This is a genomic window from Nocardia asteroides (assembly GCF_021183625.1).
GTDB lineage: Bacteria > Actinomycetota > Actinomycetes > Mycobacteriales > Mycobacteriaceae > Nocardia > Nocardia asteroides_A.
The window spans coordinates 5,615,997-5,637,017 of record NZ_CP089214.1; the positions used below are offsets into that span (position 1 = coordinate 5,615,997).

Annotated in this window: 20 protein-coding genes and 1 tRNA gene; 11 read left to right on the plus strand and 10 right to left on the minus strand. The window is 70.4% G+C overall.

Going from position 1 to position 21,021, the window contains the following annotated elements; genetic code table 11:
• Positions 1 to 1,644 (minus strand): TerD family protein, encoded by a 1,644-nt coding sequence (locus tag LTT61_RS25895; RefSeq protein ID WP_233016631.1) that lies wholly within the window; start codon positions 1,642 to 1,644, stop codon positions 1 to 3.
• 150 nt (positions 1,645 to 1,794) lie between these two features.
• Between LTT61_RS25895 and LTT61_RS25900 the strand changes: the two genes are divergently transcribed.
• The gene (locus tag LTT61_RS25900) at positions 1,795 to 2,031 is read left to right on the plus strand and encodes a cold-shock protein (RefSeq protein WP_233021197.1); all 237 of its coding nucleotides are present in this window, start codon (positions 1,795 to 1,797) and stop codon (positions 2,029 to 2,031) included.
• 58 nt (positions 2,032 to 2,089) lie between these two features.
• On the opposite strand, the gene pabB is transcribed toward LTT61_RS25900, so the two are convergent.
• Positions 2,090 to 4,279, minus strand: a complete 2,190-nt coding sequence (gene pabB, locus LTT61_RS25905) for an aminodeoxychorismate synthase component I (protein WP_233016632.1) — start codon at positions 4,277 to 4,279, stop codon at positions 2,090 to 2,092.
• 88 nt (positions 4,280 to 4,367) lie between these two features.
• Between pabB and LTT61_RS25910 the strand changes: the two genes are divergently transcribed.
• From LTT61_RS25910 to LTT61_RS25930, 5 genes are all read left to right on the plus strand, one after another.
• Positions 4,368 to 5,420 carry a phosphotransferase family protein gene (locus LTT61_RS25910; protein ID WP_233016633.1) on the plus strand — a complete coding sequence of 351 codons (1,053 nt, stop codon included), beginning with the start codon at positions 4,368 to 4,370 and terminating at the stop codon, positions 5,418 to 5,420.
• 133 nt (positions 5,421 to 5,553) lie between these two features.
• Positions 5,554 to 6,684 (plus strand): NDMA-dependent alcohol dehydrogenase, encoded by a 1,131-nt coding sequence (locus LTT61_RS25915; RefSeq protein ID WP_233016634.1) that lies wholly within the window; start codon positions 5,554 to 5,556, stop codon positions 6,682 to 6,684.
• A gap of 54 nt (positions 6,685 to 6,738) precedes the next feature.
• Entirely contained in the window at positions 6,739 to 7,572 is an 834-nt protein-coding gene (locus LTT61_RS25920) for a serine hydrolase domain-containing protein (RefSeq protein ID WP_233016635.1), read from the plus strand.
• A gap of 96 nt (positions 7,573 to 7,668) precedes the next feature.
• Positions 7,669 to 8,199, plus strand: a complete 531-nt coding sequence (locus LTT61_RS25925) for a DUF3145 domain-containing protein (protein WP_233021198.1) — start codon at positions 7,669 to 7,671, stop codon at positions 8,197 to 8,199.
• Between the two features lie 172 nt (positions 8,200 to 8,371).
• On the plus strand, positions 8,372 to 10,030 hold the full coding sequence (locus LTT61_RS25930; protein ID WP_233016636.1) for an amidase: 1,659 nt from the start codon (positions 8,372 to 8,374) through the stop codon (positions 10,028 to 10,030).
• 3 nt (positions 10,031 to 10,033) lie between these two features.
• Here the strand turns inward: LTT61_RS25930 and LTT61_RS25935 are convergent, their stop codons facing one another.
• Together LTT61_RS25935 and LTT61_RS25940 are read right to left on the minus strand one after the other, a co-directional pair.
• Positions 10,034 to 11,113 (minus strand): pentapeptide repeat-containing protein, encoded by a 1,080-nt coding sequence (locus LTT61_RS25935; protein ID WP_233016637.1) that lies wholly within the window; start codon positions 11,111 to 11,113, stop codon positions 10,034 to 10,036.
• Between the two features lie 215 nt (positions 11,114 to 11,328).
• On the minus strand, positions 11,329 to 11,835 hold the full coding sequence (locus tag LTT61_RS25940) for a YbhB/YbcL family Raf kinase inhibitor-like protein (RefSeq protein ID WP_233016638.1): 507 nt from the start codon (positions 11,833 to 11,835) through the stop codon (positions 11,329 to 11,331).
• 82 nt (positions 11,836 to 11,917) lie between these two features.
• On the opposite strand from LTT61_RS25940, the gene LTT61_RS25945 reads away from it, so the two are divergent.
• Positions 11,918 to 12,349: a MarR family winged helix-turn-helix transcriptional regulator gene (locus LTT61_RS25945; protein WP_233016639.1), complete on the plus strand. Its 432-nt coding sequence runs from the start codon at positions 11,918 to 11,920 to the stop codon at positions 12,347 to 12,349.
• A gap of 4 nt (positions 12,350 to 12,353) precedes the next feature.
• Here the strand turns inward: LTT61_RS25945 and LTT61_RS25950 are convergent, their stop codons facing one another.
• The 6 genes from LTT61_RS25950 to LTT61_RS25975 all read right to left on the minus strand — a co-directional run bounded on the left by LTT61_RS25950 (position 12,354) and on the right by LTT61_RS25975 (position 15,074).
• On the minus strand, positions 12,354 to 12,869 hold the full coding sequence (locus tag LTT61_RS25950) for a type II toxin-antitoxin system RelE family toxin (protein WP_233016640.1): 516 nt from the start codon (positions 12,867 to 12,869) through the stop codon (positions 12,354 to 12,356).
• A gap of 4 nt (positions 12,870 to 12,873) precedes the next feature.
• Positions 12,874 to 13,182 carry a hypothetical protein gene (locus LTT61_RS25955; protein ID WP_233016641.1) on the minus strand — a complete coding sequence of 103 codons (309 nt, stop codon included), beginning with the start codon at positions 13,180 to 13,182 and terminating at the stop codon, positions 12,874 to 12,876.
• A 183-nt stretch (positions 13,183 to 13,365) separates the two neighbouring features.
• Positions 13,366 to 13,437 (minus strand) — tRNA-Val (locus LTT61_RS25960).
• Between the two features lie 35 nt (positions 13,438 to 13,472).
• On the minus strand, positions 13,473 to 13,937 hold the full coding sequence (locus LTT61_RS25965; protein ID WP_233016642.1) for a peroxiredoxin: 465 nt from the start codon (positions 13,935 to 13,937) through the stop codon (positions 13,473 to 13,475).
• A gap of 71 nt (positions 13,938 to 14,008) precedes the next feature.
• Positions 14,009 to 14,431, minus strand: a complete 423-nt coding sequence (locus LTT61_RS25970) for a DUF3052 domain-containing protein (protein WP_233016643.1) — start codon at positions 14,429 to 14,431, stop codon at positions 14,009 to 14,011.
• Positions 14,432 to 14,549: 118 nt separating this feature from the next.
• Positions 14,550 to 15,074, minus strand: a complete 525-nt coding sequence (locus LTT61_RS25975; RefSeq protein WP_233016644.1) for a hypothetical protein — start codon at positions 15,072 to 15,074, stop codon at positions 14,550 to 14,552.
• Positions 15,075 to 15,314: 240 nt separating this feature from the next.
• Here LTT61_RS25975 and aceE point away from each other — a divergent pair, with 240 nt between their 5' ends.
• The 4 genes from aceE (at position 15,315) to acpM (ending at position 21,017) form a co-directional block, all read left to right on the plus strand.
• A complete protein-coding gene (gene aceE, locus LTT61_RS25980) occupies positions 15,315 to 18,173 on the plus strand; it encodes a pyruvate dehydrogenase (acetyl-transferring), homodimeric type (protein ID WP_420094698.1) in 2,859 nt (952 codons plus the stop codon).
• Positions 18,174 to 18,214: 41 nt separating this feature from the next.
• Complete coding sequence (locus tag LTT61_RS25985) at positions 18,215 to 19,546, plus strand: PucR family transcriptional regulator (protein ID WP_378649632.1); 1,332 nt, start codon at positions 18,215 to 18,217, stop codon at positions 19,544 to 19,546.
• A 128-nt stretch (positions 19,547 to 19,674) separates the two neighbouring features.
• Positions 19,675 to 20,589 (plus strand): ACP S-malonyltransferase, encoded by a 915-nt coding sequence (locus LTT61_RS25990; protein WP_233016646.1) that lies wholly within the window; start codon positions 19,675 to 19,677, stop codon positions 20,587 to 20,589.
• Between the two features lie 125 nt (positions 20,590 to 20,714).
• The gene (gene acpM / locus LTT61_RS25995; protein ID WP_233016647.1) at positions 20,715 to 21,017 is read left to right on the plus strand and encodes a meromycolate extension acyl carrier protein AcpM; all 303 of its coding nucleotides are present in this window, start codon (positions 20,715 to 20,717) and stop codon (positions 21,015 to 21,017) included.
• Positions 21,018 to 21,021 lie beyond the last annotated feature (4 nt).

Genomic DNA, 21,021 nt, shown 5'->3' on the forward strand with positions numbered 1-21,021 from the left:
TCAGATCCGGGCGCCCTTGGCCCGGTTGCAGGCCCGGCACAGGATCTGCAGGTTGGCGGCGCTGGTCGCGCCGCCCCTGCTGATCGGGATGACGTGGTCGAACTCCAGGTAGTGGCCGTCGCCGCACTCCACGCAGCGCCCGCCGTCGCGCTGCCACACCGCGGCCTTGACCTCCTGCGGGACGCTGCGCGAATCGCGCTGCCCCGGGCTCAGCACCAGCCGCTTCGCCACCCGCAGCGCGCCCTCCAGCACGGCCGCCACGTACTCCGGGTCGGCCACCGTGAAGGTGGCGCCGCCGCGCGCCGAGGTCGCCGCGACCACCACGTCGCCGCGTTCGACCCGCACCGAGACCACCCGCGCCCACGGCAGCTCGGTGCCGATGCCGTGCCCGGTGAAGCGCAGCTTCTTGTTGCTCGCGATCAGCCTGCCCTCGGTGCGGCGCGGGCCGCGGGCGAGGATCCGCAGGTGCACGGCGGTGATGTCGAGGTGCACCGCCTCCTCCGGGTCGAGGTGCAGCCCGGGTGCGCGCACCAGCGGCAGCTGCCCGCCGCGCAGCCTGCTCAGGGTGTGCCCGCGCTGCATCCGGCGGCGCAGGTCGTCGATCAGCGGGCCGCCGAGCCGCAGCTCGGTGACGGCGTGCTCGAACGATTCCAGCTCGTCGTCGAGCACCTCGCCGTCGGCGAAGGCGAAGGTGACCAGCCGCTCCGCGTGCGCGATCCCGATCTCGCGCAGCAGCTCCCGGCCCCGGTGCTCCTCGATCCGCCGGTAGCGCAGCGCGGCGAGCAGGTCGTCCCAGCCGGTGCCGTCGAGGCCGTCGGCGGCGAGCACCCGGCGGGCCCGCGCCTGCCACTGCGCGAGGTACTCGGCGACCCGCTGCTCACAGCCGCGGCAGGGCGCGAGGCCGCCGAGCACGCGGCGGCGCAGCTCGGCACCGCAGCGCGGGCAGCGCCGGGAGCCTGCCGGCACGTGCACCGCGGTCTCGGTGGTCCAGCCGGAGCCGTCCCACCAGCGCAGCCGGGTGCGGTCGTCCGGGTCGGGGTGCCAGTCCGCGCGCTCGGGGGCCGGCGGCGGTGGCGGCGGCAGAACCCGGTGCGGGCGGGTGAGCTCCGGGCCGCGCCGATCGGATTCGGCGACGGCGACGCCGAATTCGGTGACCAGCCCGGCCAGCCCGCTCGCCCAGCCCTGGCCGACCGCGCGGAACCGCCAACCGCCGTCGCGCCGGTAGAACTCGCCGAACAACAGCGCCCGGACGGGCTCCGCGCCGGTGGCGGCGAACCGCGTGACCGGGCCGCTCGCGTCGAGCACCTCCAGCGTCAGCCCGGACATCTCGGCGAAGGTGCCCGCCTCCAGCGCGCCGCCGATCACGATGCGCTGCACCGCCGCCTCGGTGCGCGGCAGCGAGACGCTGAGCCGCGCGGTGTGCGGCTCCGGCTGCTGATCCAGCGTGACGGCCTGGGAGAGGTGCCGGGGAGCGTTGAAGAACACCAGATCCCGATCCGAGCGGACCGTGCCATCGGCGCCGAGCAGCAGCGCGACCGCGTCCATCGCGTGCTCGGAGCGCCACGAAATCACCACGGCCAGCAGCGAACCCGGGACCTCGGTGTGCGCGCCCCTACTCAGCTCCGGTGTGGTGGATCGTTCCATGGTGAAGGGAACTATGCCACGGGGCACCGACACGCCCGGACCGCCGGAGCGGGCGCCGGACGGTTCTGGCGTGCCGTCCGGCGTGCGCCGGAGTACGGTGGCTGCGGATTCGCCGAGCACCAGGAGATCAGCATCGTGGCCAGCCCTGCCCTGTCGCCCGCGCCCGTCGTCCAGGCAGATCGGTGGAGCGGGGTGGTGAGCTGGTTCGATGCCGCGAAGGGGTTCGGGTTCCTCGCCGCCGATGACGACCCGGCCCCGGTCTTCGTGGAGTACACCGGTATCGAGGGTCCGGGGTACCGCACGCTGCACGCCGGGCAGCCGGTCACCTTCGTGCGCACCGTGGGGCCGCGCGGTCCCGAGGCAGGCGCCGTGCGGGCTGTGGTCTGACCCGCGGACCGGCGGCGAGTGCCGCGGTCTAACTGCGGACCGGCGCGGGTGCTGCGGGCTAGCCGCGGACCGGCGCGGGGGCCAGCGCGCGGTACGTCGCCGCCGCCTTGAGCACCATCTCCAGGTACTCCGCCGCCGGATCGGAGCCGAGCACGATGGCGCCGCCCGCGCCGATCCGCCAGCCGCCGCCCGAGCGCACCGCGGTGCGGATGACGATGTTCAGGTCCGCGGTGCCGGAGACGTCGAGGTAGCCGATGGTGCCGGAGTAGACGCCGCGCGGCTCGGTCTCCAGCTCGTCGATGATCTCCATGGTGCGCAGCTTGGGCGCGCCGGTCATCGAGCCGCCGGGGAAGCAGGCGCGCAGCACGTCCACCGGCCCCGCGTCCGGCCGCAGCGTGCCGCGCACCGTGGAGACCAGCTGGTGCAGCGTGGAGTACGACTCCACCGCCATCAGTTCGGGGACGTGCACGCTGCCGATCTCGCAGACCCGGCCGAGGTCGTTGCGGAGCAGGTCGACGATCATCAGGTTCTCGGCGCGGGTCTTCGGGTCGCCCGCGAGCTCGCGGCGCAGCAGGTCGTCCTCGGCCTGGGTCGCGCCGCGCGGCGCGGTCCCCTTGATCGGCTTGCTTTCCACCGTGCCGGTGCGGTCGATGCGCAGGAAGCGCTCCGGCGAGGAGCAGGCGATATCGAGCTCGCCGAAGCGCAGGTACGCGGCGTACGGCGCCGGATTGCAGCGGCGAAGGGTGCGGTAGAGCGCGAGGCCGTCGCGGTCGTCGGGGACCCGCGCGGCGTCGGTCAGGCAGATCTCGTAGGACTCGCCCGCGCGCAGCCGCTGCAGGCAGACCGCGATATCGGCGAGGTAGCGGTCGCGGCCGCGGCCGAGCAGCGGGGCGATGGCGGCGGGGTCGGCGGGAACGTTCAGCGGGGCCGGGTTGCTCCAGGTCGGCAACTCGGTGAGCGCGGCCTCGGTGGCGGCCAGCCAGGCGCTGCTCACGTCGTCGCTGCCGTCGTCCAGTGCGAGCAGGTGGGTGCGGGCGGCGACATGGTCGACCACCACCATGCGGTCGGCGAAGATCCACTGGGCGTCCGGGGTCTCGGCGGTGTGCGCCGCGTTCCCGCCGCACTCGGCCTTCATCTCGTAGCCCAGGTAGCCGACGTAGCCGCAGGCGAAGTCGAACGGCAGCGGTGGCCGCCGGACGTCGGAGCGGCGGCGCAGCTCGCTCGCCAGGTACTCCAGCACGCTGCCGGGCACGTAGCGCACCCCGCCCGCCGACTCCACCCGCACCGCGCCCGCCCCCACCCGGTACCGCACCACCTCGGCCAGCGGGCCGCTCGCGTCGCCGAGGAAGGAGAAGCGGTCGAGCCCCGGCTCGACGTGTTCGCTGTCCAGCCAGAAGGCGGTGGGGGAGTCGGCGTAGAGCCGGAGGAAGATCGCCTCGGTGTCGATGGCGCGGGGGATCGCGGTGTGCCGCAGGCGATATCGAGGGCGCTGCGGTGCGCCGTCGCGCCGAGGTGGCGCGGCGGGGCGCTCCGTCGCTCCCCGCGCGCCGTTCACCGGTGCTCCCGTGCCCGGCCGCGCGGCTGCACCGTTCAGCGGCGCGCGCGACCCCGGCAACGGCCCGGCGCCGGTGCGGGAACGGATCGCCCCGGCTCCGCCGGAAACCCTTGCCCGCCGCGTCAGTTCCGCGAAATTGCGGAGCAGCGCCGCCCCGAACTCGCTCGACACCGACTCCGGATGGAACTGCACCCCCCACTGCGGCCGATCCAGCCGCCGCACCCCCATGACCACCCCGTCGCCACTGCGCGCGGTCACCCGCAGCGAGCCGGGCAGCGGCTCCCGCGCGACCAGCGAGTGGTACCGCACCGCGGTGAAATCCGCGGGCAACCCGGCGAAGAGCCCCTCCCCGTCGTGCGACACCCGATCCGGGTACCCGTGCCTTGGCACCGGCGCCGCCGCCACCACCCCGCCCGCGTCCACCACGATCCCCTGGTGCCCGAGGCACACCCCGAGCAGCGGCAGCGCGGAGTCCCGGATCACCGCCGCCGAGATGCCGACGTCGCGCACGACATCCGGCCGCCCCGGCCCCGGCGAGATCACGATGTTGTCGAAGCGCTCCAGCTCCAGCTCCGCGAGATCGGTGACCGCGTCGTTGCGCAGCACGACCGGCGGCACGCCGTTCACCTCGCCGAGCAACTGGTGCAGGTTGTAGGTGAACGAGTCGTAGTTGTCGATCAGGAGCGTGCGCATCGTGCCCCGAACCCTACGCCGAGCAGCACCGGAGCAACTGCTGCCGCACGCCTTCAGTTGGGCGGCGGAGCTAGGGCAGAATGTCGGCATGTCTGTAGCGCAACCGGCCGACGTGAAACGCGATGTGGTCGACTTCGCGGTCGTCGGTCAGTGGATGGAAGAGCAGGGGCTGCCGGGCGGACCGTTCGAGGACGTGGTCGCGCTCGGCGGCGGCACCCAGAACATCATGCTGAGGTTCCGGCGCGGCGGCCGCGAGTACGTGCTCCGCCGCGGCCCCGAACACCTGCGGCCCAAGTCCAACGAGGTGATCCGGCGCGAGGCCAGGCTGCTCGGCGCGCTGAACGGCACCGACGTGCGCGCGCCGCGGGTGATCGCCGCCAACCCGGACGAGACGCTGATCGGCGCCGTCTTCTACCTGATGGAGCCGATCACCGGCTTCAACCCGCAGACCGAACTCCCCGAGCCGCACGCGAGCGACCCCGAGCTGCGCCGGGGCATGGGGCTCTCCGCGGTCGAGGCCATCGCCCGGCTCGGCGCGCTCGACTACCGCGAACTCGGGCTCGACGACTACGGCCGCCCGGACGGCTTCCTGGAGCGCCAGGTGCCGCGCTGGCTCGGCGAGCTGGAGTCGTACACGCAGAACGAGGGGTACCCGGGGCCGCGGATTCCCGGCATCGACGCGGTCGGCGACTGGCTGGAGCGCAACCGCCCGGCCGAGTGGACCCCCGGCATCCTGCACGGCGACTGCCACCTGGCGAACATCATGTTCTCCTACGACGGCCCCGAGGTCGCCGCGCTGGTCGACTGGGAGATGTCGACCATCGGCGACCCGCTGCTCGACCTGGGCTGGCAGCTGGCCACCAGGCCCGAGCCGGGGACGACCGGCGCCGCGCTGGTCGGGCTGCTCGGCGCGGCGGGCGGGCTGCCGACCGCGGCCGAGATGATCGAGCACTACGGCCGCTTCTCCACCCGCGACCTGAGCGCCGTCGACTGGTACACCGTGCTCGCCTGCTTCAAGCTCGGCATCGTGCTGGAGGGCACGCACGCCCGCGCCTTCGCGGGCAAGGCGCCCAAGCAGGTCGGTGACTTCCTGCACGCCATCACCCTGGAGCTCTTCGAGCGGGCGCAGCGTCTGATCTGAATCTGGAACGTGTTCCGCCGGGTGGTCGATCTTCGGCAGGGCAATTTCGCGTCAGCACTAGAACGTGTTTCAATCTTCTCGTAGTGTAAGGGCTGTCACAGTCAGCCATGCGCATGCGAGAGGTCGACGCGAAATGAAGACGAAGGGCGCGATCCTGTGGGGGATCGACGAGCCGTGGTCGGTGGAGGAGATCGAGGTCGGTGACCCGGTCGCAGGCGAGGTGCAGATCCAGCTGGAGACAGCGGGGATGTGCCACTCCGACCACCACATCGTGACCGGCGCGACCCCGATGCCGTCCTTCCCGGTCATGGGCGGGCACGAGGGCGCGGGCGTGATCACCAAGCTCGGCCCGAACGTCCCGGCCGACCTGGCCGTCGGCGACCACGTGGTGCTCTCGTTCATCCCCGCCTGCGGCCGCTGTCCGGCCTGCGTGAGCGGCAACATGGCGCTCTGCGACCTCGGCATGGGGTTGCTCATGGGCCAGGCCATCAGCGACGGCACCTACCGGATCCAGGCGCGCGGGCAGAACGTCATCCCGATGTGCCTGCTCGGCACCTTCTCGCCGTACATGACGGTGCACCACACCTCGGTGGTGAAGATCGACCCCACCGTCCCGTTCGAGGTCGCCTGCCTGGTCGGCTGCGGCGTGCCCACCGGCTTCGGCTCGTCCACGCATGTGGCGAACGTGCAGCCGGGCGAGACCGTGGTGATCGCGGGCATCGGCGGCGTCGGGATGAGCGCGCTGCAGGGCGCGGTGCTCTCCGGCGCCTCCAAGGTGGTCGCCATCGACCCCAACCCGTGGAAGCGCGAGCAGGCGCAGAAGTTCGGCGCCACGCACGCCTTCGCCAGCATGGCCGAGGCCATCGTGCCGCTCATGGAGGCCACCGAGGGCCGGATGGCGGAGAAGGTCGTGCTCACCATGGGTGAGATGCACGGCGACTACATCGAGGAGGGGCTCATCCTCACCAGCAAGGCGGGCACCGTCGTGGTCACCTCGATGGGCCGGATGGACGCCTCCGACGTCAAGCTGAACAGCTTCCTGCTCTCCATGCTGCAGAAGACCGTCAAGGGCTGCATCTTCGGCGGCGGCAACGCCCGCCAGGACATCCCGGCGCTGCTCCGGCTGTACAAGTCCGGCCAGCTCAACCTGGACGACATGGTGACCCGCAGCTACCGGCTGGAGGACATCAACCAGGGCTACCAGGACATGCTCGACGGCAAGAACATCCGCGGCATCATCAAGTACTCGGACGCCGATCGCTGATCGCGGCCGATCGGCCCCCGGCGCTCGCGCGTTCGCTTCCGTAGGCTCGGCGGTGTGCGCGCCTTCGAGGAACTACGGAACTGGCCGGTCGGGAACGCGGCGGCCGGTGTCGTCACCGCCGACGGCGCGGTGGCGACCACCGGTGACGCCGATCACGTATTCCAGCTCGCCTCGGTGACGAAACCCCTGGTGGCGTACGCGGTTCTGGTCGCCGTCGAGGAGGGCGCGATCGAGCTCGACCAGCCGGCGGGGCCGGCGGGCGCCACCGTCCGGCACCTGCTCGCGCACGCCTCCGGCATCGCCTTCGACAGCCGCGAGGTGGTCGCCGAGCCGGGTGCCAAGCGGATCTACTCCAGCGCAGGCTTCGAGCTGCTGGCGGAGCTGCTCGAGGCGGAGAGCGGGATCGCGTTCCCGGAGTACCTGCGCGAGGCCATTTTCGAACCGCTCGGTATGCTTCACTCGTCGCTGGACGGCCCGGCCGGACACGGCGCGACCTCATCGGTGGCCGACCTGACCCGGTTCGCTGTCGAGTTGCTGAACCCTGCGCTGATCTCCACGGAGACCCATGGAGCGGCGGTTTCCGTGCAGTTCCCCGGGCTCGACGGGATCCTCCCCGGCTACGGCAGGCAGCGCCCGAACGACTGGGGACTCGGTTTCGAAATCCGCGACGGGAAGTCCCCGCACTGGACCGGGGGCACCAATTCCGGCCGCTCGTACGGCCATTTCGGCCAGTCGGGCACCTTTCTGTGGGTGGACCCGGAAATCCGGGTGGCGTGCGTCGCGCTGAGCGACGAGAATTTCGGGGACTGGGCACGGGGGGCGTGGCCCGCGTTCAGCGACGCGGTGATCGCCGAGAAGTCACTCGGGGTCGACACGGGGGCCGAGTAACACTTGTAACTCCGAGCACTCCAGTACACTCGGGCAACGCCAGCTCCGTCGGGCCGTTGGGGAAGACGTCCCTCGTCGAAGCTGGAGGTGTCAATGGTGCGCGCATCGAGTCAGTTCTCTGATGCGACGGCGGGAGTGGTGTACATCCACTCCTCGCCTGCCGCGCTGTGCCCGCACGTGGAGTGGGCTCTGACCTCGGCGCTCGGCGCCCCCGCCAAGCTCACCTGGACCGGTCAGCCCGCCGCCGCGGGCCAGCTGCGCGCCACCAGTGACTGGGTCGGCCCGGTGGGCACCGCCGCCCGGATCGCGCGCTCGCTGCGCGATTGGCCGGTGCTCCGCTTCGAGGTGACCGAGGACCCGAGCGACGGCGTCGACGGCGAGCGCTACAGCTTCGTGCCCGGCCTCGGGCTGTGGCACGGCAGCACCAGCGCCAACGGCGACGTGCAGGTCGGCGAGATGCGGCTGCGCTCGATGCTCGACGCCGCCCGTGAGATCGGGCGGTACTACGACCTCTCCGCCGAGATCGAGCGCGCGCTCGGCACGGCGTGGGACGAGGAACTCGAGGCGTTCCGAGGGGGATACGAGACCGGAGCCGAGGTCACCTGGCTGCGCCGCGATGTGAGTTGACCCCGGTCGAACCGACCGGTCGCGGCTCGAAACAGTCCGTCCGAGACTCGAAGTTCGACTCCGGGTTGGTTCGCATCCCTAAAAATGTTTTGTGGAACCCCGCCTGGTAACTTTCGCCGCAATCGGCACGCGGCCGGGAGTTCGTCGTTCGACGAAAGCTGGGTGATCCTCTGTGTTACAACGCGTCTCGCGTCGCTCCTTCATTCGCGGTGCGAGTGCGGGAGCGGTGGGTGCCACCGTGCTCCCCGGCGCGGCGGGCGCCCGCCCGCAGGCCCGGCACCGCGCGCCCCGGCTGCCCGACCCGGCCACGGTGCGCGCGACCGACCCGGCACTGCTCTCCGCGCTGGAGGCCGCGAGCCTGCTGCACGCCGGGCAGCTGCACCCCGCCGAGCTGCTCGACGCCTGCCTGAAGCGCAGCGCCGACTACGGCGGCGGCACCAACGCCTGGATCCGCAGCTACCCGGAGCCCGCCTACGAGCAGGCCGAGGCGGCCGCCGCGCGGCTGGCCGCGGGCGACGCGCCGCTGCTGTGCGGATTGCCCATCGCGGTCAAGGATCTCTTCGCCGTCGGCGGACTGCCGCTGACCGCCTCCAGCCAGATCCTGGAGCACAATATCGCCGCAGGCGACTCCACCATCTGGCGCAGGCTGCGCGACAGCGGCGCCGTGCTGATCGGCCACACGCACACCGACGAATTCGCGATCATGACCGCCACCCCGCAGGTCGGCAATCCGTGGAAGCTCGACGAGAGCGTCGGCGGCTCCTCCGGCGGCAGCGCCGCCGTGCTCGCCGCCCGCTTCGCCCCGCTCGCGCTCGGCACCGACACCGGCGGCTCCGCCCGGCTGCCCGCCTCCCGCTGCGGGGTCAGCGCGATCAAGCCGACCTTCGGCCGGTGCAGCCGCTACGGCGTCATCCCGGTGATGTGGAGCCGCGACCACCCCGCCCCCATGGGCCGCTCGCTCGCCGACGCCACCCTGCTCTTCGACGCCATCGCGGGCCCCGACCTGCACGACCCCGTCACCCAGCTGGCCCCCGCCTTCCCGGCGGGCGGGCTGCCCACCACCGCGGCCGACGGCGCCAAACCGCTGAGCGGAAAGGTTTTCGGCATCCCGATGGCCGCCGAGGCGCTCCCCGCCGGGCTCGGCGCGCTCTTCACCGGCTTCCTGGAGCTGATCGTCGAGCTCGGCGGCGAGCTGCGCGACGTCCGGCTACCCGCCGAGCCCGGCGGGCTCTTCGACGGTAATGCCGTCGAACTCGGCATGTACCACCGGCAGTGGGCCGACCAGGTCACCCGGCTGAGCCCCTTCAGCGCCGCCGTCGTCGAGATGGGGCTGGCCGCGCTCAGCATCCCCTCCACCCAGTACCTGCAGTTCAGCCGCGACCGTGCCGTCTACCAGCGCGCCTACAACCGGGTCTTCGCGGAGAACGGCCTCACCGCCATCGTGCTGCCCGGCGCCGCCACCGACGGCATGCCGCGCGTCGCCGCCTCCGCCGCCTCCATCCTCGGCGCCGACAAGGTGCCGGTGACCTGGGCCAATTTCTCCGGCGCGCCGGTAATCGCGCTGCCCGCCGGGCGGTCGGGGGCGACCGGGATGCCGTTCGGGGTGCAGCTCGGCGGGGTGCCGTGGGCCGAGGTGGAGCTGCTCGAGATCGGGCTCGCGCTGGAAGCCGTTGCGCCGCACTGGCGCGAGGCGCCACCGCTGGCGCCGAGCCCGCTGCGCATGCCCGAGTTGTCCTTTGTCGCACCGGGTCCCGGTCCGGACCCCACCAATACCGACGCCGGCGCCCCCGCCCTCAGCTTCGTCCCCACCGCCGACGCGACCTCGGTCTGAACGTCAGCGGGCAGCCGCGGGAAGCGGCGGCAAGCACTCGGTCGAGGTGAGGACGAGCAGACCCGCACGGACAAGTTCGTCCATCGGGCGCGCCGCCGCCTGCGGGTCGCCACCCGCGATGTGCAGCGGACGATAGCCGGCTGGAGGCCCGCTCTTCAGCAATACGTCCAGTCCGCCACCGAACGCGACTTCGCGATCGAGGAGAACCGGGTCGTCCAGCCGGAGACCGGCGAAGCTTCCGCAGAACAGAGTGCTCTTTTCCAGGTCGGAGCGGAATATCGTGGCCTTCCGGAAGTCGGCATCGCGGAACTCGGAGTCGATGATCCGTGTCTCGTCGAGCCAGGTATCCGCGAAAATGGTCCGGTCCGAACGAATTTCACTCAGGTTCGCGAACGTCAATCTCGCGCTCGTGAAATTCGCGTGGCTGATCGCGGCGCCCCGGAGGTCCGCCCTGTGCAGGTCGGCCTCGGTGAGATTCGTGTCGATCAGGTTCACGCCGCGCAAGTCGATGCCGGCGAGATCGGCCCGCGCCAGACACATTCCGCGTAGGTTCGGCCGCTTCTCTCCGGCCACCGGTTCCCGGTTCAGTCGGCCCAGCACGGTGACCGCGGCCAGCACGTCGTTGCCCGGTTCGGCTGCTCCCGTCTCGGAGCCGCCACGCCCGCCACAGGCAGCCGACACCGGCGCCCGCGACCGCGCGAAGGTCCCGAGCAGCTCCACGATCGTGGTTCGCTCCCGCTCCGAGTCGAAGGCAAGCCGTTGCAGCGCATAGATCGCGCCGACCCGCACCTCGATCTGTTCCTCACCGAGTTGCGCGCTGGCCTGGATGAATCTGCCGGTCAGCTCATTGCGGTCGCTGATCGCAATCTGGTGCCGAGTGGCATCGAGCGTCTGATAGGTCATGAACGCGGTAGCCAGGACGGCGGTCGCCGTCACCACCGCCGCCAGGCGCACGCCGCGCTCCGACGTCGCCGCGGACTTCATCCGTCGCAGCGCGCGTATCAAGACCGGCGGTTCCCGGCGCCGCAACGCGGTCACCCGCGAAGGCCGTCGGCGATTCTCCTGACGACGATCGCGGCGCATCGTCTCTCCCCTCGGATTCGGGTGTCGTGCACTTGATTTCGAGGTCAATCGAGCGTGACCGTACCGGAAGCGGGGTGCTGGGTCTCGGGTTCTGGACGGCACGGACCGGGAATGCCAGAGGCGATGAATCGTCAGCCGTCATCGGCTCGGTACTCGCGAGCACCCGTCGCCGCCGCGGACCGGGTGCATTCGGCCGATTCCACTGGTGACGGCGGTCAGGCGTCGGGGTCGCTCGTTCCGACGATCACCGCCCGCCCGACCGTGTGCGGAATCATCAGGATATTGAGCAGCGCGAGGCTCGCGCTCTCGGGAACCTCCAGGCGATCCACCGACAGCGCCGTCGCGCAGACGAACAGCCGATGGATGCCGGTGCCGGGCGGCGGCTGTACGCCTGAGTAGGCCGCCTGCCCCAGGTCGTTGGTAAGCGCGACAGCGCCGCCCGGCAGTTCGCCACCCGCCGCGATGCTTCCCACCTCGGCGGGCACATCCTTGACCACCCAGTGCCAGAGCCCGCCCGGAATCGGCGCATCCGCGTCGAAGGCGGTGATCACCACGCTGCGGGCGCCCTCGGGCAGCCCCGACCATGCCAGCGCGGGCGCCCGATTATCTCCCTTCTCGGTGTTGTAGCAAGCCGCAGGCAGCGGGCCGCCGTTCTCGAAATCCTGGCTCTTCAGCACGAATTCGGCTGCTGGGAAGGCGAGCGCGTAGGGGTTGTAGCTCACTGTCTGATCCTCCTCGGATCGGTCAATTTATACAGCTTTGCTGTACATCTGAAACGTACAGCGAAGCTGTATAGTTTGTCCAGTGGACGAAACCGACTACTCCCTCGCCGACGCCGAGCACCTCCGCCTCGCGATCGGAAGATTCGTGCGCCGGGTCCGCAGCGCCGACACCATGCCCGCCGGTCAGGCAGCGGTCCTCGGCCACCTACGCAGGGACGGGCCGCTCGCGATCGTCGCGCTGGCCGAGCGGGAGCGCGTCCGCCACCAGACCATGGCCCGAACCGTGAAGTTGCTGACGGACCAGGGGCTGGTCGACGTAGACCCTGATCCCGTCGATCGGAGGCGAGTCGTCGTCACGCTCTCGAGGGCAGGAAGCGCTCGCTTGGACGACGAGCAGGCGAGTCGTGCGGATTGGATCGCGCAAGCCGTGCAAGTGCAGCTGACCGCTCAGGAGCGCGCGGTACTCAAGCGCTTCCCCACCGTCCTCGAGAAGCTCATCGCCGACGACAGATGACTTGCTACGGGCGCGAGGTGTACTCGGCCCAGCGATCAACGGCCTGTTCGAGATCGAGCGCCGCGACCTCCGCGGGAGCCATGCCGACCGTGTGGATCAACCGGCGAGCGAGCCAGTCGGGGACCGGTTCGCGCGGAGGTTCCTGCGCCCCGCCGAAGGATTCGATGTTCCGCCCGAGCCGCTCGACCACCGACCCGAGTCTGCTGAACTCCGGTAACCGACCGGCGGCCGCGACGATGCGGGCAGTCGCCTCCGCGTAGACCTCGGAGTCGGCACGCGCTCCGATCGCCCAGACCTCGCAGACCTCGATAGTCTGCTGGTCGACGACCCGGTACACGACCCGCCAGGTGTTGCGGCCGACCACAAGCTTGCGAAACCCCGTCAGTTCACCACCGAGCGGATAGCCGGCCTGCGCCGAATCCAGCAGTAAGAGAATTTTTTTGAGAACTTTGGGCACGGCATCGGGGCCGAGCTTTCGGAGATCGTCGATCGCCGCATCGGTGAAGAGGACTTCGACCACCGGGCTACTCGGTGTCCCCGAGTTCGGCGAGCGACTGCCTTGTGTGCCCGAAGGCGTCGAGCACGTCATCGAGCGACGTGCGATTGCCGCTATCGGTAGCGGCCCGTGCGAGTACCAGCGCGAGGTCACGCAGATCGGATTCCGCGCGATCCAGCTCGGCGAGCCGATCCATTCCGACCACGGCGGCAACCGGCCGGTGATGCCGGGTGACCACCAGGTCGGCACCGCCTTCGGCATCTGCGACTAATCCGGCGACACCTCGCCGTGCGGCGTCGGAGACGCTCAGCTCGCGGGAGTTGTGCAGCATGGACATGCCGCAACTGTACAGAAATCTAGCTACTTTTTCACCGGATTGCCGCTGACTATCGAGATATCCGCCCACCGCGAACCGGCCGAGCGCCTCGCTCCGGCAAGATGAGCCCCACGTCAGCCCCACGTGGGAGGTAGGGGGCGAGTCCAGCGTCTGGAGAAGGCCCGCATACCGGCCGATATCGTGTGGGCGCAGAGGGGATCGAACCCCCGACCGCTGGTGTGTAAAACCAGTGCTCTACCGCTGAGCTATACGCCCCTGGTCCGGCCGGACGTACTGTCCGGCGCGGCGGTTCATGAATCTAGCGCGGCGAGCGCTTTCTCCCAAGCCGCCTGGTCACGAGCCTCCCCGGGCCCGTTCATCTCGGCGAACCGGACGATCCCGTCGCGGTCGATCACGAACGTGCCGCGGTTCGGGATGCCGGATTTCTCGTTGAAGACGCCGTAGGCGGTGGCGACGGCGCCGTGCGGCCAGAAGTCGGAGAGCAGGGGGAAGGTGTAGCCCTGTTCGGCGGCCCAGATCTTGTGGGTGGGCGGCGGGCCGACGGAGATGGCGAGGATCTCGGCGGCGTCGTTCTGGAACTTGGGCAGCTCGTCCCTGACCTTGCACAGCTCGCCCTGGCAGATGCCGGTGAAGGCCAGCGGGTAGAACACGAGCAGCACGTTCTTGCGGCCGCGGTAGTCGGCGAGCGAGACGTTCTGGTTGTTCTGGTCCTTCAGCGTGAAGTCCGGCGCGGGCGAGCCCACCTCCAGCGGCATGCGTGAATCCTTCCTCTCCTCCGGTCGGCGCGGTACGCGCCTGCCCGCGGGCAAAACCTTAGCGAAAGGGGTCAGCGCTGCTTGGAGGGCGCCTTCGGCTGCACCAGCCTGCTGCCGACCCAGGCACCGAGGCTGATCACGGAGGTCTGGGTGAGGCCGGCGGTGGGGGCGGCCTCGGCGATCTCGCTGGGATCGACGTGGCCGGGCCGGCCGGTCTTGGGGGTGAGCACCCAGATGAAGCCGTCGTCGGAGAGCGGGCTGATGACGTCCATCAGCTCGTCGGCGAGGTCACCGTCGCCGTCGCGCCACCAGAGCAGCACGGCGTCGACCACCTCGTCCGAGTTCTCGTCGACCATCTCGCTGCCGCTCACCTCTTCGATGTCGGCGCGGAGATCGTCGTCGGCGTCCTCGTCCCAGCCCAGCTCCTGGACAACCAAGCCGTGGGTGATGCCAAGCTTCTCTGCGAAGTTCTGCGCGTCCGCCGCGGCAACCACGGTGGTGTCCTCCTCAACTTCCGACTACAGGTAGCTGCAAGCGAACATGGTTCTGGCTCGCAGCGCAAGCCGATCGGCCGAAAAGCCATCGGAATGTCGTACGCGGTGACCGCTGACCTCACCGCACGGGGCAGCTGTCCTTCACCGCGTTGCGGGCGTCGTTGACCCGTTTGCTGGCGTCGTTCAGCCCGCCGACCGGGGCGGTGTAGGTCATCGCCCTGGTCGCGCCCGCGAGGGCCCGCGCGGCGACCACGTACTCGGTGAGCTTGCCGGCGAGATCGCCCGGCAACGCTCCGGCGGCCTGGTTGACCCCGGTCTCGACCTTGATCGCGGCGTCCTCGAGGGTGGCGGCGGCGCCGTCGCGCTTGGGCACGTAGTCGGGGGCGTTGGAGTCGTGTGCGTCGACGAACTCGTTGTACCTCGACACGCCGACCCCGGTGATGCCGGGGAACTGGCCGCAGTTGTCGGCGACCGCCTTGGCCTCGGCGGCGGCTTTGCGGGACGAGGTCGCGGCGGCCGAGGAGGCGGCGGCCTCGATCTTGTAGGCGGACACCTCGGCCTCGTTCGCCGCCGCGGTGCCCTCGACCCGGTTGGCGCAGCCCGCGACGAGCAACCCGGCCGAGACGGCCACGGCCGCGCACATCAGTCCGAACCCGCGTGGGTTCAGCATCATCGTCCTCCCCGCTGTCGAGCACTCTGGCGGCAACACCGTCGTTCCCTCTCGAACGTACTGGATTCCCGGCTGGAATGATGACCTGGGACGCACCATCGGCAAGGATGGTTGGTGCGCCCGAACCTTTCGTATCGGGCGGGGCGCCGACCAGCGTGCTCGCCCGGGGAACCAGACGCCATCAGCATGTCCACCCCTGTACGAGGAGCCGATTTGACCGACCTGATCCACTCTTCCGCACCGGCGCGACCCGCCGGAGACGACCGCACCGGGGAACCGGCCGGCGCCGCGGGAACCGACCCCACCGGGTCTGTTCCGCAGTCCGGCCGGGTGCGGGTGATTCGCGAAGGCGTGGCCTCCTACCTACCCGACATCGACCCGGAGGAGACCAGCGAATGGCTGGAGTCCTTCGACCAGATGCTGGACCGGGAGGGCCCCGGCCGCGCGCGCTACCTCATGCTGCGGCTCCTGGAGCGGGCCGGGGAGCGCCGCGTCGCGATCCCGGCACTCACCTCCACCGACTACGTGAACACCATCCCCACCGAGAACGAGCCCTGGTTCCCCGGCGACGAGGAGGTGGAGCGCCGCTTCCGCGCCTGGATCCGGTGGAACGCCGCGATCATGGTGCACCGCGCGCAGCGGCCCGGCATCGGCGTCGGCGGGCACATCTCGACCTACGCCTCGTCGGCGGCGCTCTACGAGGTGGGCTTCAACCACTTCTTCCGCGGCAAGGACCACCCGGGCGGCGGCGACTCGATCTTCATCCAGGGCCACGCCTCGCCCGGCATCTACGCGCGGGCGTTCCTGGAGGGCAGGCTCTCCACCGACAAGCTGGACGGCTTCCGGCAGGAGTACAGCCACGGCGGCCCCGGCCACGGCCTGCCGTCCTACCCGCACCCGCGGCTGCTGGACACCTTCTGGGAGTTCCCGACGGTCTCCATGGGGCTCGGCCCGATGAACGCCATCTACCAGGCGCGGTTCAACCACTACCTGCACGACCGCGGCATCAAGGACACCTCGGACCAGCACGTCTGGGCGTTCCTCGGGGACGGCGAGATGGACGAGCCGGAATCGCGCGGCCTCGCGCACGTCGCGGCGCTGGAGGGGCTGGACAACCTGACCTTCGTGGTGAACTGCAACCTGCAGCGCCTCGACGGCCCGGTGCGCGGCAACGGCAAGATCATCCAGGAGCTGGAGTCGTTCTTCCGCGGCGCGGGCTGGAACGTCATCAAGGTGATCTGGGGCCGGGAGTGGGACGCGCTGCTCGGCGCCGACCGCGACGGCGCGCTGGTGAACCTCATGAACACCACGCCGGACGGCGACTACCAGACCTACAAGGCGAACGACGGCGCCTACGTGCGCGACCACTTCTTCGGCCGCGACCCGCGCACCAAGGCGCTGGTGCAGGACCTCTCGGACCCGGAGATCTGGAACCTCAAGCGCGGCGGCCACGACTACCGCAAGGTCTACGCGGCGTACGCGGCGGCGATGGCGCACAAGGGCCAGCCGACGGTGATCCTGGCCAAGACGATCAAGGGCTACACCCTCGGCAAGCACTTCGAGGGCCGCAACGCGACGCACCAGATGAAGAAGCTGACGCTGCAGGACCTCAAGGAGTTCCGCGATCTGCAGCGCATCCCGATCAGCGACGCCGAGCTGGAGAAGGATCCCTACCTGCCGCCGTACTACCACCCGGGCATGGACTCCCGCGAGGTCCAGTACATGCTCGGCAGGCGGAAGGCGCTCGGCGGCTTCCTGCCGGAGCGGCGCACCGCGGTGCAGCCGCTGAAGCTGCCCGGCGACGAGGCGTACAAGTCGGTCCGCAAGGGGTCGGGCAAGCAGAACGTGGCCACCACCATGGCGCTGGTCCGGCTGCTGAAGGAGCTGCTGCGGGACAAGGAGATCGGCAAGCGGATCGTGCCGATCATCCCGGACGAGGCGCGCACCTTCGGCATGGACTCGTGGTTCCCGTCGCTGAAGATCTACAACCGCAACGGGCAGCTCTACACCTCGGTCGACGCCGAGCTCATGCTGGCGTACAAGGAGAGCAGCGTCGGGCAGATCCTGCACGAGGGGATCAACGAGGCGGGCTCGACGGCCTCGTTCACCGCGGCGGGCACCTCCTACGCCACGCACGGCGAGCCGATGATCCCGCTGTACATCTTCTACTCGATGTTCGGCTTCCAGCGCACCGGCGACGGGCTCTGGGCCGCCGCCGACCAGCTGGCCCGCGGCTTCGTGCTCGGCGCCACCGCCGGGCGGACCACGCTGACCGGTGAGGGGTTGCAGCACAACGACGGCCACTCGCTGCTGCTCGCCTCGACCAACCCCGCCGTCGTCTCCTACGACCCGGCCTACGCCTTCGAGATCGCGCACATCGTGCGGGACGGGCTGCGCCGGATGTACGGCGGCACACCGGGGGTGGACGGCTTCGGCGGGGAGAACATCTTCTACTACATCACCCTCTACAACGAGCCGTACCCGCAGCCGCCCGAGCCGGAGAACGTGGATGTGGCGGGGCTGCTCAAGGGCATCTACCGCTACCGGGCAGGCACCGAGGGCGAGCTGCCCGCGCAGATCCTGGTCTCCGGCGTCACCGTGCCGGCGGGGCTGCGCGCGCAGGAGCTGCTCGCGAAGGAGTGGAACGTGCGGGCCGACGTCTGGTCGGTGACGTCCTGGGGCGAGCTGCGCCGGGACGGGCTGGCCAAGGAGATCGCGGCGCTGCGGTACCCGGATGAGGATCCGGGCGTTCCGTACATCACCGAGGCGCTGGCCGAGGCGGAGGGCCCGATCGTGGCGGCCTCGGATTGGCTGCGGGCGGTGCAGGATCAGATCCGCCAGTGGGTACCCGGTGACTACATCACGCTCGGCACCGACGGTTTCGGGTTCTCCGACACCCGCCCGGCCGCGCGCCGGGTGTTCAATGTGGATGCCGAGTCGATCACCGTCGCGGTGCTGTCCGGGCTGGCGAAGGCCGGGAAGATCGAGGCGGGCAAGGCCGCCGAGGCGGCGGCGAAGTACCGCATCGACGACGTCACGGCCGCGCCGGAGGCCGACGTCGACGACGAGTAGCGGCGGGGGACCACTCACCGGCACCGAAAACGGAAGGGATCGTGGAACGTAAACCACCGCGGCCGAGGCGGATCTCGGACACCTCGTCGGAGCACGAGGTCTACCTGCCGACCGGCGCGCTCTCGCCGAATAGGCAGAACCGGGACCCGCTGCCGGACACGCTGCTCAAGCGGGTCAAGCAGTTCTCCGGCCGGCTCTCCACCGAGGCGGTGGGGTCGATGCAGGATCGGCTGCCGTTCTTCGCCGATCTGGACGCCGCGCAGCGTGCGGGCGTCCAGATGCTGGTGCAGACCGCGGTGGTGAACTTCCTGGAGTGGCTGCAGGACCCGGAGAGCGACATCCGGTTCAGCCTGGACGCCTTCCAGGTGTTCCCGCAGGATCTGGCGCGGCGGCTGACGCTGCGCCAGACCGTCGACATGGTCCGGGTGGCCATGGAGTTCTTCGAGCAGTGGCTGCCCGCGCTGGCCCGCAACGACCGGCAGCTGGTCGCGCTCACCGAGGCGGTGCTGCGGTACGGGCGTGAGCTCGGCTTCGCGGCCGCCTCGGTGTACGCCAGCGCGGCGGAGTCGAGGGGCGCGTGGGACACCCGGCTGGAGGCGCTGGTGGTGGATGCCGTCGTACGCGGCGACACCGGGCCGGACATGCTCTCCAGGGCCGCCACGTTGAACTGGGACGCCACCGCGCCCGCCACCGTGCTCGTCGGCATCCCGCCGCGCGAGCAGGGCGTCTCCGCGGTCGGCGGGGTGCACACCATCGCGGCGCGGCACGACCGGGCCGCGCTCGCGGTGGTGCAGGGCACCAGGCTGGTGATGGTGGTCAGCGGGCCGCTCGGCGAGGCGGGGCAGGAGTCGGCGTTCCTCGGCGACCTGCTCGCCGAGGTCTTCTCCGACGGACCGGTGGTGATCGGGCCGACCACCCGCACGCTCGGCGCCGCGCACGCCAGCGCGGTGGAGGCGCTGGCCGGGATGGAGGCGGTGGTCGGCTGGCGCGCCGCGCCGCGGCCGGTGCACGCTGCGGAGTTGTTACCGGAACGCGCCTTGTTGGGGGACCGTGCTGCGGTCGAGGCGATGGTGGACTACGTTGTGCTTCCGTTGGCAGCGGCCGGTTCGGCCCTGGCGGACACCCTGGATGCCTACCTCGATTGCGGGGGCGCGGTCGAGACTTGCGCCCGCCAGCTGTACATCCATCCAAATACTGTGCGCTATCGCCTGAAGCGCATCGCGGAAGTCACCGGCCGGGATCCGATGAATTCGCGCGATGCCTACGTGCTCAGGATCGCCGCCACAGTGGGTCGTTTGACACGAACTCGTAACGAATCGTCATCAACATCATCAGAAGACACTTCTTCCCCAGCCGGTTCGGACGGACTGTAACGGCCAACCCGGTCCGGTCGATCGGCCCGCTCCACGAGGGCGTTTGTGGGACCTCCACAAAACGAATCGGAAACCTTCATCGGTGCCGACATCTCGTAGTAGGTGCCTCACAGTGTTTTCTTAGAGACGTGATCGCGTTGCTCGCACCCGGACAGGGTTCCCAGACACCCGGCATGCTCGTGCCCTGGCTCGAGGTGCCCGGCGCTGCCGACCGCCTCGCGCTCTGGAGCAAGGCGTCGGGGCTGGATCTGGTCCGCCTCGGCACCACCGCCACCGCGGAGGAGATCACCGACACCGCGGTGACCCAGCCGCTCGTGGTCGCCGCGGCGCTGCTCGCGTTCGCGGAGATCGATCCGGATTCGCTCCCGGCGGATACCATCGTGGCCGGGCACTCGGTGGGCGAGCTCGCCGCGGCCGCCGTGGCAGGCGTCATCTCGCCGGACGAGGCGGTCACCCTGGCCGCGATCCGCGGCGCGGAGATGGCGAAGGCGTGCGCGCTGGAGCCGACCGGGATGTCAGCGGTGCTCGGCGGCGACGAAGCCGCCGTGCTCGCCCGGCTTGCGGAGCTCGACCTGGTTCCGGCCAATCGCAACGCGGCCGGGCAGATCGTGGCCGCCGGCGCGGTGGAGGCCCTCGCGGAACTCGCCGCCAACCCGCCGGAGAAGGCGCGCATCCGCGCCCTTCCGGTGGCGGGTGCGTTCCACACCGCGTACATGGCGCCCGCTCAGGACGCCGTGGCCACGGCGATCGCGAAGATCACACCCGGCGAGCCGGTCCGCACCCTGCTCTCCAATTTCGACGGCAAGCCGGTGGCTTCCGGGCAGGACGCGATCGACAAGCTCGCGGCGCAGGTCACCCGCCCCGTGCGGTGGGATCTGTGCACCGAGACCAGCAGGCGGGCCGGAGTCTCGGCGGTGGCGGAGCTGCCACCGGCGGGCACCCTCGTCGGCATCGCGAAGCGGGAGCTGAAGGGAACGCCGACGCTGGCGCTGAAAACCCCCGAAGACCTCCCCGCGTTGGCCGCGCTCACGAGCTCCGGCTAGCTTTCCCACCGGTCGCGCGGCAATCGACACGCGACCGTGACCCGGCCGGACGGTAACCAAAGTCCGGTTCGGATCGAAAACCCAGTAGAGCCCTACTCAGCAGAAACAAGAAGGGAGCCACCAAAGTGGCCGCTCTGACCCAGGAACAAATCGTCGAGGAACTCGGCAAGATCGTCGAAGAGGTGACGGGTATCGAGCCGTCCGAGGTGACGCTCGAGAAGTCCTTCGTCGATGACCTGGATATCGACTCGCTGTCCATGGTCGAGATCGCCGTGCAGCTCGAGGACAAGTTCGGTGTGAAGATCCCGGACGAGGATCTGGCGAGCCTCAAGACCGTCGGCGACGGCGTCGCGTACGTCCAGAAGCTGGAGTCCGACAACACGGAGCTCGCCGCCGAGCTCAAGGCCAAGTTCGACAGCGCCGAGTAGGAAC